The following is a 13,770-nucleotide window of genomic DNA, read 5'->3' on the forward strand; positions in this document are numbered from 1 at the left end:
CTCTGCTGCTGGAATGAACCCCGATGCCGACCGGGGTAAGAACGCGCGCATTACCAGACACGGGCGCACAGATCAATGTCTTCAGCCATAAACTCCGGTCTTTCCTCCCCGGACCAGACCATCAGCCTGCTGTCCGGACAGATCCAGCGCGACGGCTTCCGCAATCCGGATCCCGTCAATCGCCGCAGAGAAAATCCCGCCGGCATATCCGGCCCCTTCTCCGGCAGGAAAAAGCCCCCGCGTATTCAGACTCTGCCCGTCATCACCACGCGTGATCCGCAGCGGAGAGGACGTGCGCGTCTCAATACCGGTCATCACCGCATCCTCAAGCGCAAAAGCGTCCAGCTTACCGGCAAAGGCAGGCAGAGCCTCACGAATGGCCGTCACGACGAAATCAGGCAGACACAGAGAAAGATCCGTCGGAGTCACGCCTGGCTTGTAGGACGGGACGACACTGCCCAGCGTCTCGGAAGGACGACCGGCAAGAAAATCTCCCACACGCTGGGCCGGTGCGCGATACCCGCCGCCACCTACCTCCCACGCCTTCCGCTCCCAGTAACGCTGCCACTCAACACCCGCCAGCGGCTCATCCGGGTAATCCTCGCCAGGCCGGAGCTCAACCACGATTCCCGCATTCGCATTACGCTCGGCACGGGAATACTGGCTCATCCCGTTCGTCACCACACGCCCTTCCTCAGAAGTGGCTGCAACGACCGTCCCGCCAGGGCACATGCAGAAGGAATAGACCCCGCGTCCGTCAGACGCATGATGCACAAGCTTGTAATCAGCAGCCCCGAGCAGGCTGTTTCCCGCCTGAGAGCCGAACCGCGCCTCATCAATCAGAGACTGGGGGTGCTCGATCCGGACCCCCATGGAAAATGGCTTGGCTTTCATCACCACGCCCCTGTCGTGCAGCATCGCGAAGGTATCCCGCGCACTGTGGCCGACAGCAAGAATGACATGCCGGGCAGGCAGAACACTCCCGTCCGAAAGCCGCAGACCGCTCACGCGCAGTTCACCCTCAGGAGCTTCCTCCGTCAGCAGATCCTCAACACGCGTGCCAAAGCGATACTCTCCGCCCGCCGCCTCAATCTCAGCCCGCATATGGCCAACCATGGAAACAAGGCGGAAGGTGCCGATATGCGGCTTCGACAGCCAGAGAATTTCCTCCGGCGCCCCGGCCCGCACAAACTCCTGCAGAACCTTGCGACCCAGATGCCGCGGATCACTCACCTGGCTGTACAGCTTTCCGTCCGAAAACGTACCCGCACCGCCCTCACCGAACTGAACATTGCTTTCGGTCGTCAGCTCACCGCGCCGCCAGAGCGCGAACGTATCAACCGTGCGCTCACGCACCTGCTTGCCTCGCTCCAGAATGATCGGCCGGAGCCCCATCTGCGCCAGGATAAGCCCCGCCATCAGCCCGCACGGACCTGCGCCGATCACGACAGGACGCAGATAATCCAGGCGGCTGGTCAGGGCAGGAGCGTTGATATCGACAAATCGATACGCCATGTCCGGAGCAGGAGAAATATTCGGTTTTCCCGCAATGCGCGCCAGAACGGCAGCTTCATCCGCCACCTCCGCATCAAGCGTGTAAACCAGCCGGATACGCCCCCGCTGCCGCGCATCATAGCCACGCCTGATGATCTCCAGGGACCGCACATCATCAGGACCGACACCCATCCGGTCCGCTGCGGCATGTGTCAGGTCTTCGGGGGTATGGTCCAGAGGAAGCCGGACTTCAGTCAGTCGGAGCATCGGTTCTTTCACAGCGCGATCAGAAAACGGACAGCTCCTTACCACATTTCAGGAGCAGTCATCCCGGAGAAGGTCAGATAAAAATTTACTTTAAAAACAAAAAATTATAAAAAAGTCCTCATAATATTACGTATAAGAAAACGTACGCAACCTACTGATTTTTATCCTTTTGTATAAAGGACGGCAGAAACGGATTATCAGTCTGCATGGAATCCTTGGACGGCAGCAGAGAGGCATCCCATCCTCCGCCCAGACCACTGACCAGATTGACCGAGGCCAGAACTCGGCTCTGCTGAATTCCCAAAGCCGTCTGCGCGTTACTCAGCGCCGTCACTTCAGCCGTGATGACCGTCGTGTAGATCTCCGTCCCGCTCAGATACTGATTCATGGCAACTTTCGCAGCCTTCTGCGCCGTCTCAAGAGCAACCTGCTGTGCATCGGCCTGTTCGGCCAGAATACGCAGATTGGAGAGCTGATCCTCAACGTTCTGAAGTGCCGTCAGAACCGTCTGGCGATAGGTCGCAACATAGGCGTCATAATTCGCATCCGCCTCATGAACGGCAGCCGTCCGGGCTCCTCCTTCGAAAAGAACCTCCGTAGCCGAAGCCCCAAGCGCCCAGATACGATTGGCAACCTGAACCAGTGTCCCGACCGGATCACCGCTGTAGGAATACGACGCACTCAGTTTGATATCCGGGAAGAACGCAGCCATCTGCGCACCGATCTGAGCGTTATATTCCTCCATCCGCCGCTCCGCCGCAGCGACATCAGGCCGCCGCTGCAGCAGAGAGGCCGGTACCGTCACGGGAACAGCTGGAATATATCGTGTCAGAGCGCCGGGAAGAATGTTCAGATCCGCAGGCGGCTTACCCATCAGAACGGCAATCGCATGCTCATACTGAGCCCGCGCCACACCGGCCTGAACGGCCTGAGCCCGCGTCTGCTCAAGCTGCGTCTTTGCCTGCAGAAGAGCCGAAGGCTCAGCCGTGCCTGCCTCATACTGGTTTTTCACGATCTGATAGGAATGTTCGTAATACCGTGCATTCCGCTCAAGCAGATCTTTCAGACTGTCCTGATAACGCAGATTGAAATAGGCCGTTGCAAGCTGTGTCTGATAGGACAGGGTCATATTCGCCAGATCAGCTGCACTTGCCTGCGCCTCTGTCACCTGCGCCTGAATCTGCCGTCTGATCTTACCCCACAGATCCAGATCCCAGCTGGCCGACGGCCCCATGGAATAGGTCGTATCCGTAGAGTTTGACTCAATATATGTGCTCGTTTTCGAGCCCGAACCATAATTAACCAGAGCCCCGCTGCTGGCAGAACGTGAGCCGCGCCCCTGCGAGTTCCTGTTGAAGCCGAGCGATCCGCTCAGCGTCGGGTAAAGCTGAGCGCGGATACCGTTGATCGCCGCACGGGCGTTGCGGTACCGGGCTTCATACTGCACGAGATTCTGGTTGCTGATCGCAACCTGCTCCTCAAGCCCGTTCAGAATGGGATCATTATAGATTTCCCACCATTTTCCCTTGGGCACGGCCGCAAGAACCGGCTGGGCATAGGACCAGCCCGCCGCTGGTTTCAGTTCCTTGAATACCGGGGAAATAATAGCGGCAGGGCGCTTGTAGGACGGGCCGACCATACAGCCGGAAAGACAGACACCACTCAGGGCAAGTGCGGCACGCGCGTGAAGACGGGACCGGCGGGATGAGAGAGCAATGCTCATGAGCGGTCAGATTTCCTGAGGTTCGGATAAAGAGCGGCTGAAGAGACGACGGACGGCCCTGCGGGTCCTGAAGGCCAATCTGTCCAGTACGATATAGACAACAGGGGTGGTGTAGAGCGTCAGCGCCTGGCTGACCACAAGCCCCCCGACAATGGCAATACCAAGCGGGTGACGCAGCTCCGCTCCGTAACCATTGCCGATAATCAGCGGCACGGCCCCCAGAGCAGCAGCCAGAGACGTCATCATGATCGGGCGGAAGCGCAGAAGGCATGCGCTGCGGATCGCCTCAACCGGATCGGAGATGCCCGAACGCTCGGCCGAAATGGCGAAATCGACAAGCATGATCGCGTTTTTCTTGACGATCCCGATCAGCAGAATCACCCCGATCATGGCCATCAGAGAAAACTCCTCGCCGAAAATCTCCAGAGCAAGCAGCGCACCGACACCGGCAGAGGGCAGGGTGGAGAGAATTGTCAGAGGATGGATGTAGCTCTCATACAGCACACCAAGCACGACATAGACCGCAATCAGCGCCGCAAGGATCAGCAGCGGCTCATCATTGACGGATTTCTGGAACTGGGCAGCATTTCCGGCAAAATCACCATGAATGGACGCCGGCATATGCAGCTCCACGGTTGCCGCACGGATAATCTCCACAGCCCGGCTGAGCGACGTGCCAGCAGCCAGATTGAAAGAGATCGTCGCGGCAACCGACTGCCCCTGATGATTGACCGAAAGAGCCGTGCGCGCCGGGAAGATAGTCGTCAGGAACGTCAGCGGAACCATCGGCTCCTGGGACGTCGATACAGCCGAACCGGTCGAGGCCGCAGCCCCCCCGGCCAGGCTGTTGGCGATCTGATTACGGAAATTCTGCTGGGCGGTGCTCATTGAGGAAGAGGTGGAGGACGTACGCACCCTGATCGTGTTCGAACGCGCGCTTCCGCTGGCGCTCCCGCCGGTTGTGCTCACCCAGACCTGCCGGATCGCCTCCGGAGAGGCGGAATATTCCGGAGCAACCTCCATCACGACATGGTACTGATTGAGCGGGTTGTAGATCACCGAAGCAGATCGCTGCCCGAACGCATCATACAGTGTATTGGAAATCAGCTGAGGCGTGATCTGCAGCCGGGCCGACGTGTCACGATCAATATCGGTCACAACCGAGCTTCCGCCCTGCTGCACGTCACTCGACAGGTCACGCAGCTCCGGATGTCTGCCCAGTTCGGCCAGAAGCCTTGGGATCCAGTAATACAGTTCCTGAGAGGAATCCCCCTCAAGCGTATACTGGTAGGCCCCGTCGCCCGAGCGCCCGCCGGCCCGGACTCCTCCCGGCTCCATCAGGAAAAGCTGCGCGCCAGTAAGGTTTTTCAGCCTGCGATCAATCCGGCTGATCAGAGAGGAGGCCGGACCACGTTCGGATTTTTCCTTCAGCTGAAGAAAGAAATTCGCCTGATTGGCTGTCCCGCGTCCGCCGAGAAAAACGGAAACACCGGCCACATCCCGCTTTTCGGACATGAGCACATCCGTTGCCTCACCGATCTTGCTCAGCATCCCCTGAAACGAGATCGACTGATCCCCCCGCAGATGCCCCATCAGCATCCCGGTATCTTCCGTCGGGAAAAAACCCTTCGGCATCCGGATAAAGAGCGCGACAATCAGGAGCAGCGTCAGAGGCAGGGACAGCAGCACCAGTCGCCTGTGCCGGAGCGCCACGTCCAGACTCCGCTCATATCCCCGGAGCATCGCCTGCATCATGTTCTCCGACAGATCGGAAAACCTGCGTATCAGACCCGATGAAGCCACAGCACCTTCATGAGCGGCATCCGGCGCCCTGAGAAGCCGCGATGCCAGCATCGGCGTAAGGGACAGGGAAAGAAACATGGACAGGATGATCGTGATGGACAGCGTGACTGCAAATTCGTGAAACAGTCTTCCCGCCACACCCTCAAGAAGCAGGATCGGAATAAATACGGCAATCAGGGACAGGGAAATGGACACAACCGTAAAGGCAACCTCGCCGGAGCCGCGGATCGCCGCCTCGTGCGGGTCCATACCCTGCTCGGTATAACGCGCGATGTTCTCCGTCACGACAATCGCATCATCAACAACAAACCCGGTCGAGATCGTCAGCGCCATCAGGGAAAGATTATCAAGCTGATATCCGAACAGCTTCATGAACGCGAAAGTACCGATGATCGACGTCGGCACGACCAGAGCCGGAATCAGGGTCATCCGCAGGGAACGCAGGAAAAAGAACGTCACGGCCGTAACCAGCACGATCCCGACCAGAAGCGTAAGCTTCGTATCACTCAGCGCATCACGGATCGTCACGGACCGGTCCAGCCCGATATGCAGATCCACATCGCCGGGAAGTGCGGCCCTCAGGGCAGGAAGATGCTCCTTGATCTGATCGGTGGTGCGAATGACATTCGCACCGGCCTGGGCAAAGACAATACCGATCACCGCATGGCGGCCGTTAAAGAACCCTGCGTTCCGTATATCCTCCACGCCGTCATGCACGGTCGCCACATCCGACAGACGCACCGGACGGTTATTGCGCCAGGCAATCACCAGATCACGATAGGCCTGCGCCTCCTGCGCCTGATCATTGGTCTGCAGCGTGTAGCGCATGCCGTTCTGATCAATGATGCCCTTCGGAGAATGTGCGTTGGCCGAGGCAAGAGCCGCACGGACATCCTCAAATCCGATCCCGTAGCGATAAAGCGGATGGGGGTTGATTTCCACACGAACGGCGGGCAGGGCGGAACCAGCCACCTCAACTTCACCCACCCCCACGATCTGGGACAGGTGCTGCTGCAGCACATTCGTCGCGATATCATAAAGCTGGGCAGGCGTGCGCGTCGGAGAGGTCAGCGCCAGGATCAGGATCGGCGCACCGTTCGGATTGGCCTTGGAGTAGTTCGGATTCTGCCGCAATGAGGTCGGCAGATCGGCACGCGCGGCCTGAATCGCTGCCTCCACATCACGTGCCGCACCGTTGATATCGCGATCGAGCGAGAACTGCAGCGTGATCCGCACCTGGTTCTGGGACGACTGGGACGTCATCTCCATAATGCCCGCAATCTGCCCCAGACGCCGCTCCAGAGGGGCCGCCACAGTACTGGCCACCGTCTCCGGAGAGCCGCCAGGCTGGCGGGCCTGCACCTGGATCACCGGAAAATCAACATTCGGCAGATCGGCAACCGGAAGCTTCATATAACTCAGGATACCGGCCAGCAGCAGCGCAACGGTCAGAAGGATCGTTGCAACAGGCCTGTCGATAAAAATCCTGACCGGATTCATAGGCAGATCCGCTCAGGATGCACCGGACCCGTCATATCTGCGTCGGAGCCTGTGCCGGAGACGCCTGTCCCGACAGCGGAGCCGGTCGCCAGCGCTGTGCCAGACGGTCCAGGGCAAGATAGATGACAGGGGTCGTAAACAGGGTCAGAAGCTGGGAAAGCGCCAGCCCGCCAATGATGGCAAGCCCGAGAGGACGCCGCAGCTCGGCTCCGGTCCCGCTGGAAATCACCATCGGCAGTGCGCCGAGCATGGCCGCCAGAGTGGTCATCAGAATGGGACGAAAGCGCAGTGTCGCCGCCTGACGGATGGACTCAAGAGACGTCTTGCCCTCAACCCGCTCAGCCTCCAGCGCGAAGTCGATCATCATGATCGCATTCTTCTTCACAATGCCGATCAGCAGAACGAGACCGATAATCCCCATCACGTCCAGCCCCGCACCGGCAATACGCAGTGTCAGCAGCGCGCCGATACCGGCAGAGGGCAGGGTGGACAGGATCGTAATCGGATGAACGAAGCTCTCATAAAGAATACCGAGCACGATATACACCGCGACAAGTGCCGCAAGCACAAGGAACATCTCGTTCCCCAAAGACCCCTCAAACGCCGCCGCAGTTCCCTGGAACGCCGTCTGGAAAGACGCCGGAAGCCCGATATCCTTCTGCACCCGGCTGATCGCCTCGGTCGCCTGACCAAGCGTATAGCCGGGCGCGACGTTGAACGAGATGGTCGTGGCCGGAAACTGCCCGAAATGCGTGATGAGCAGAGGTGCCGTCTTGCGGGTCACCTGCGTTACGGCCTTGAGCGGCACCAGCCCCGCCGTCGGTGCACGCGTCGGCCCGGAAGTGCTCGTCCCGGTGCTGCCGGAAATACCGGGCAGATAAAGCTGATCAAGAGATCCGAGATTCTTCTGAAACCTCGGATCAGCCTCCATGATGACCCGGTACTGATTGGCCTGGGTATAGATCGTCGATATCTGACGCTGGCCGAATGAGTCATACAGCACGTTGTCGATCGTCTGCGGCGTGACGGAAAAACGCGCGCCGGTCGAACGGTCGAGCGTCACCATCGCAACCAGCCCCTCGGCCTGAAGGTCGGACGTGACATCGGCCAGAGCCGGCTCTTTCCTCAGACGGTCCAGAAACTTCGGAACCCAGGCCGTAATCTCGGCGGAATCCGGATTTTCCAGAAGAAACTGATACTGCGTGGCGGCCACGGTCGTATCGAGCGACAGATCCTGCACCGGCTGGAGGTAGAGCTTCACCCCCGGCACGCCCGAAGCCTCCTCCATGATCCTGTCCGCAATCTCCCTGGCACTCAGGGAGCGGTCATCATGAGGCTTCAGATTGATCAGGAAACGCCCCTGATTGACCGTCGGATTCTGCCCGTCGATCCCCGTAAAGGACGACAGGGAAGCAACATCCGCATCCTTCAGGATGACACGCGCCAGAGCCTGCTGGTGCTCCTTCATCGCATCAAAGGAGGAGGTCTGCGCCGCAACGGAAATTCCCTGAATGACACCGGTATCCTGCACCGGGAAAAACCCCTTGGGAATTTCCCAGATCATGAACCCGGTCAGAAGCAGGGTGAAACCGAACACCGCCAGGGTCAGCCTCTGATGATCCAGAACCACGTCCAGCGCCCGGTCATACGCCGCAATCAGACGCTCGGTCGCAACTTCCATGCGTGCGGACCAGCGCTCGAACGCAGTGGTCGCCCCGGACACATCATGCGGCCGCTCCGTCAGCATCAGCGCACACATCATCGGAACCAGCGTCAGGGAGACAATGGCAGACAGAACGATGGTAATGGCCAGCGTGAAGGCAAACTCATGGAACAGCCGTCCGACCACGTCGCCCATGAACAGAAGCGGGATCAGAACGGCAATCAGGGAGACGGTCAGGGAGATGATGGTAAAGCCGATCTCTCCGGCCCCGCGGATCGCCGCCGTCTTCCGGTCCTCGCCCATCTCGATATAGCGCGCGATATTTTCAATCATCACGATGGCATCGTCCACCACGAAACCGGTCGCGATGGTCAGGGACATGAGCGAGAGATTATCGAGCGAGAACCCCATCAGATCCATCAGGGCAAACGTGCCGACAATGGACAGCGGAACGGAAAGACTGGGGATGATGGTCGCCGGAATGTTGCGGAGGAAGATAAAGATCACGGCAACAACCAGGACAAGCGCAAGAAACAGCTCGAACTCCACGTCCGCCACCGATGCGCGGATCGTGGTCGTCCGGTCCGTCAGCAGTACGATGTCGATCCCCGGCGGCAGGGACGCTCGCAGCCGGGGCAGCTCCGCCTTGATATTATCCACCACGGAAATCACGTTCGCACCCGGCTGGCGCTGCACGTTCAGGATCAGACCCGGCGTCAGGTTCGCCCAGGCCGCAAGCTGATCATTCTCCGCTCCGACCACCACCTCAGCTACGTCCCGGATACGGACAGGACCGTTGTTCTGATAGGCAATGACCTGACTGAGAAGCTGCTCCGTACTCGTGATCTGCCCGTCCACCCGCAGCGTGGCCGCACGCTGCGGACCATCGAACGTGCCGGTCGGGGAGTTGATGTTCACATTGCCGATCGTCGTCCGCAGCGTGTCCAGATCAATCCCGTAGGACGTCAGCTTGGGAACGTTCACACGCACCCGGATCGCCTTGCGGTTGCCGCCCGACAGCGTGACAAGGCCAACACCGCTGATCTGACTGATCCTCTGCTCCAGCCGGGTATCGACGTAATCCTCGACCTCGGGCAGGGGAATGGTCTTCGACGTGATCCCCAGTGTCAGCACCGGCGTGTCAGCCGGATTGACCTTGGCATAGACCGGCGGGGCAGGGAGATCGGTCGGCAGCAGCGAACCGGCCTGATTGATCGCGGCCTGAACCTCCTGTTCCGCAATGTCCATCGACATCGTCAGACCAAAACGCAGCGTAATGACCGAAGCCCCGCCCGAGGAGCGGGACGTCATCTGATCCAGCCCCGGCATCTGCCCGAACTGAGTCTCCAGAGGCGCGGTGACGGAGGTGGACATCACATCCGGCCCCGCACCGGGATAGAACGTCTGAACCGTGATGGTCGGATATTCCACCTGCGGCAGGGCCGAAACCGGCAGGAAGTGATAGCCCAGCATACCCGCCAGCATGATCGCCAGCATCAGCAGCGTCGTGGCAACAGGCCGCTCGATGAAAATCCGTGAAGGGTTCACTGAGCGTGCCCCGCCTCATCCGCATGCTGCGGACTGTCCGCCGGAATGGTGACCTTCGCCCCCGCCCGCAGATGATCCGTCCCGTCCGTCACGACACGATCCCCGGCAGAAAGACCGCTCTCAACCACCGTGCGCTGTCCATCGGTGATACCGGGCTTCACGTCGCGGGCCTCAACCGTATTGTCAGACTTCACGACATAGACAAACTGCCCCTTCGGCCCCGTCTGAAGCGCGTTGGACGGCACGATCACGACATTATGCTGCGTATTTACAAGAAGCCGCGCATTGACGAACTGGTTGGGGAACAGACGCTCATCCTCGTTCGGGAAAATCGCACGAATACGCACGGTGCCCGTGGAGGTGTCGATCTGACTGTCGAGCGCACTCACGCTGCCATCGGCAAGCCGGACGGAGTTGGAGCTGTTCCAGGCAGAAACCGGCAGCGTCCCGACCTCCCGCAGCCGGCTTGCAACCTGATCAAGTTGATCCTGCGGCAGGGTGAAAATCACGGAAATCGGCTGCATCTGCGTCAGAGTCGCCAGACCGCTCGTCTGACCTGCCGTGATGTAGTTCCCCTTATCCACCGCACGGATGCCGATCCGTCCGTCCACCGCAGCCGTAACATGACAGTACACAAGCTGAAGCTTCTGATTATCGACCAGAGCCTGATCGGATTTCACGGTCCCTTCAAGCTGATGCACCGTATATTCCTGATCCTGCGCCGTCATCGCGGAAACACTGTCCTGACGTATCAGACGCTGATATCGCGCATTGTCCCGTCGGGCCTGGTCCAGCTTGGCCTGATCCTGCCTGAGCTGTCCCTCATACTGCTCAAGCTGCACCTCATACGGGCGCGTATCGATCAGGGCGAGAAGATCCCCTTTCTTAACGTGCTGCCCTTCCGTGAACAGTACATCCATCAGATACCCGTCGATACGGGTCTGGACCGTAACGGTCGTAATCGGAATAACGGTGCCAAGCTCGGTCAGGACAACCGGCATATCCCCTTTCGTCACGGACTGAACCGCAACAGGCTGCGGCATGTCCCCCGGAGCGCCGTTCCGGGCATGATGCCTGACCGCACCCTGCCGTGATCCGTGCAGCAGCAGACTCAGAATGATGAGACCGGAAACAAGGAGAAGAATGATAATCCATAACCAGCGGCGGCGCGGGCGTGCTGGCGGCGCGGAACCGGAAGCAGTCGGCTTGTGATCCATGCGGGAGATGTGTCCGTTACTCAGGTCTGATGATGCACGCACCGGAAGGAAACCGCGCAGCGATTCCGACGTTGCCTTTGGAAGGTGCCAGAATACATTTCCTGCCGCAGAGGGGAAGAGCGTGGCGTGTATCGCCCCGTTACAATTTTGCCCGTACTGCGTCATACGCAGGAAAGTGTATGGTTTTCCCGTGGGTAAGCACCCGCAACATGAACCGGATCAGGAGAAAGACATGTCCGAAGACAAGCTGAACGCAGCAGGTGAGAAGCTGGAGGCCGCGGCACAGAAAGTGACAGGACACATCAAGGATGCCGCAGGCGGACTGACCGGTGATGCCGGACTTCAGGCCGAAGGAAAGGTGGACCAGCTTGCCGGAATGGCCCGGGAAGAATTCGCCGATCTCTATCAGGAAAGCGAAGGCTTTCTGGAGCGCGTCATAACCTTCGTCCGCGATAAACCCCTGCCTGCACTGGGCATCGCCTGGCTCGTCGGTGTCATTTCCGGCCGTATTCTGCTGCCGCGCCGCCGCAGAAAGTAATTTTTTTCACGGAATAATCAGGTTTTATCCCCGGGGAGTCTTCCTGACTCTTGCGCGAAACCCCTGAATGATGGTTTTTCTTATCCCGAGCCGAAAAGTTCCGCAGGCCCGTGTCCTGCGGAGCATCACCAGCCCGGGTAAGGACCTTCATGCCTGATTATTCACGAGAAGCCAGGCATGGCGGGCGCGTTGCAGGGGTGGATGAGGCAGGCTGCGGACCACTGGCCGGTCCGGTCATCGCCGCTGCCGTCGTTCTTCCCGCTGCCCCCGGGGAAAGTCTGTGCTCTCTTCTGAATGATTCCAAAAAGCTGACGGAACGTCAGCGACGGCAGGCGTTCGACGCGCTCCATGCCGAGCCTGGTGTCGAAATCGGCGTCGGTGCCGCATCCGTCCGTGAAATTCACGAACTCAATATTCTCAATGCCTCTCAGCTCGCCATGCGCCGCGCCATCTCCCGCCTGCGCCACCTCCCGGAGCTAGCTCTGGTCGATGGCAGCCGCAGGCCCGCACTGCCATGCGCAGTCGAGACGGTCGTGGGAGGAGATGCTCTCAGCCTGTCAATCGCCGCCGCCTCCGTCGTGGCCAAGGTCACACGGGACCGCGCCATGCACCGGCTCGACCGGCGCTGGCCCGCCTATGGCTGGGCAAAAAACGCAGGCTACGGAACAAAAAAACACAGAGAGGCGCTGGCCGTATCCGGCGTCACCCCGCATCATCGTCAGGATTTCGGAACGGTAAAGCGCTATCTTCAGCAGGAGTTATATTCGTGAGCGGAGCGGCACTGATGGACATCCCGCTTGATCAGATCCTGAGGGGCGACTGCATCGAGACCATGAAATCGCTGCCTTCGGGAAGCGTAGACTGCATCTTCGCCGATCCGCCATACAACCTCCAGCTCCGCGGAGAACTCCGCCGCCCGGACGATACCATCGTGGACGGCGTGGATGACGACTGGGATAAATTCTCGGACTTCGAAGCCTATGACCGCTTCACGCGCGACTGGCTGAGCGAAGCCCGGCGTCTGATGCGCAAGGACGCGACCATCTGGGTTATCGGCTCCTATCACAACATCTTCCGGATCGGCGCCATCCTCCAAGATCTCGGGTTCTGGATCCTCAACGATATCGTCTGGAGAAAATCAAACCCGATGCCCAATTTCCGGGGGCGTCGCTTTACCAACGCGCACGAGACCATGATCTGGGCCGCCCGCGACCAGCAGAGCCGATACCGCTTTAACTATCAGGCGATGAAAGCCCTGAACGACGACGTCCAGATGCGCTCGGACTGGTATCTGCCGCTCTGCACCGGAAATGAGCGCCTCCGCAACAAACACGGCCTCAAACTGCACCCGACGCAGAAGCCGGAAAGCCTGCTCCACCGCGTTCTCGTCGCCTCCACGAACGTGGATGATATCGTGCTTGATCCCTTTACCGGAACAGGAACGACCACCGCTATCGCCAAGCGCCTGCGCCGCCGCTATATCGGCATCGAACGCCATCCGGACTATGCCGATGCAGCACTGGAACGCGTGGAACAAGAAACACCCCTGGCCGATGATGCGGTCCTGACAACCCCGATGAAGCGCGAAGCCCCGCGCGTGCCCTTCGGCAGCCTGGTCGAACAGGGCATGATCCAGGCCGGAACCATCGTCAGCGACAAGGCCCGCAGACTGTTCGCAACAGTCTCTCCGGACGGAACACTCGTTTGCGGAAACAAGCGCGGCTCAATCCACAAACTCGGTGCAATGCTCACAAATGCCCCGTCCTGCAACGGATGGACCTTCTGGCATTTCGAAAGAAGCGGAGAATTTCTGCCGCTCGATATTCTGCGCGCGGAGAGCAGAGGGGAAAAGCGTTAAAAGCACCGCCAGCGTCTCAGATAATATTCGGAAATGACTGAAATGAATTTCGATAAGTTTTTGGCACGTAAATTTCGTCGAATAGAGAGTGTTATGCATTTTGCGTGAGCAGGTTGGCTGCGTTTTTCAGCATGAGACCTGCGAAGGCGATGGTGTGCA

General features: G+C 59.4%; 8 protein-coding genes. 3 read left to right on the plus strand and 5 right to left on the minus strand.

All coding sequences use genetic code 11. From position 1 onward, the window contains the following. Positions 1-81: 81 nt before the first annotated feature. The 5 genes from LOC54_RS02375 to LOC54_RS02395 form a co-directional block, all read right to left on the minus strand. Positions 82-1,761 (minus strand): NAD(P)/FAD-dependent oxidoreductase, encoded by a 1,680-nt coding sequence (locus LOC54_RS02375; RefSeq protein WP_279312217.1) that lies wholly within the window; start codon positions 1,759-1,761, stop codon positions 82-84. Positions 1,762-1,912: 151 nt separating this feature from the next. Then, positions 1,913-3,484, minus strand: coding sequence for an efflux transporter outer membrane subunit (locus LOC54_RS02380; RefSeq protein WP_279312218.1), 1,572 nt, complete (start codon positions 3,482-3,484; stop codon positions 1,913-1,915). 6 nt (positions 3,485-3,490) lie between these two features. Further along, positions 3,491-6,787 (minus strand): efflux RND transporter permease subunit, encoded by a 3,297-nt coding sequence (locus tag LOC54_RS02385; RefSeq protein ID WP_279312219.1) that lies wholly within the window; start codon positions 6,785-6,787, stop codon positions 3,491-3,493. 31 nt (positions 6,788-6,818) lie between these two features. Further along, positions 6,819-9,998 (minus strand): efflux RND transporter permease subunit, encoded by a 3,180-nt coding sequence (locus tag LOC54_RS02390; RefSeq protein WP_279312220.1) that lies wholly within the window; start codon positions 9,996-9,998, stop codon positions 6,819-6,821. Next, a complete protein-coding gene (locus LOC54_RS02395) occupies positions 9,995-11,215 on the minus strand; it encodes an MdtA/MuxA family multidrug efflux RND transporter periplasmic adaptor subunit (protein ID WP_279312221.1) in 1,221 nt (406 codons plus the stop codon). Before LOC54_RS02395 ends, LOC54_RS02390 begins: the two co-directional genes overlap by 4 nt. 232 nt (positions 11,216-11,447) lie before the next feature. Between LOC54_RS02395 and LOC54_RS02400 the strand changes: the two genes are divergently transcribed. From LOC54_RS02400 to LOC54_RS02410, 3 genes are all read left to right on the plus strand, one after another. After that, entirely contained in the window at positions 11,448-11,753 is a 306-nt protein-coding gene (locus LOC54_RS02400) for a CsbD family protein (protein ID WP_279312222.1), read from the plus strand. A gap of 149 nt (positions 11,754-11,902) precedes the next feature. Continuing rightward, positions 11,903-12,523, plus strand: coding sequence for a ribonuclease HII (locus LOC54_RS02405; RefSeq protein WP_279312223.1), 621 nt, complete (start codon positions 11,903-11,905; stop codon positions 12,521-12,523). After that, a complete protein-coding gene (locus tag LOC54_RS02410; RefSeq protein WP_279312224.1) occupies positions 12,520-13,611 on the plus strand; it encodes a site-specific DNA-methyltransferase in 1,092 nt (363 codons plus the stop codon). The genes LOC54_RS02405 and LOC54_RS02410 overlap by 4 nt, the downstream gene beginning before the upstream one ends. Positions 13,612-13,770: the final 159 nt, after the last annotated feature.

It is taken from the genome of Acetobacter sp. AN02 (assembly GCF_029759835.1).
GTDB lineage: Bacteria > Pseudomonadota > Alphaproteobacteria > Acetobacterales > Acetobacteraceae > Acetobacter.

Excerpts from the sequence above, each read along its gene's own strand:
- LOC54_RS02375 (WP_279312217.1), bottom strand. The coding sequence starts at position 1,761 with ATGCTCCGACTGACTGAAGTCCGGCTTCCTCTGGACCATACCCCCGAA.
- LOC54_RS02380 (WP_279312218.1), bottom strand. The coding sequence starts at position 3,484 with ATGAGCATTGCTCTCTCATCCCGCCGGTCCCGTCTTCACGCGCGTGCC.
- LOC54_RS02385 (WP_279312219.1), bottom strand. The coding sequence starts at position 6,787 with ATGAATCCGGTCAGGATTTTTATCGACAGGCCTGTTGCAACGATCCTT.
- LOC54_RS02395 (WP_279312221.1), bottom strand. The coding sequence starts at position 11,215 with ATGGATCACAAGCCGACTGCTTCCGGTTCCGCGCCGCCAGCACGCCCG.
- LOC54_RS02400 (WP_279312222.1), top strand. The coding sequence starts at position 11,448 with ATGTCCGAAGACAAGCTGAACGCAGCAGGTGAGAAGCTGGAGGCCGCG.
- LOC54_RS02405 (WP_279312223.1), top strand. The coding sequence starts at position 11,903 with ATGCCTGATTATTCACGAGAAGCCAGGCATGGCGGGCGCGTTGCAGGG.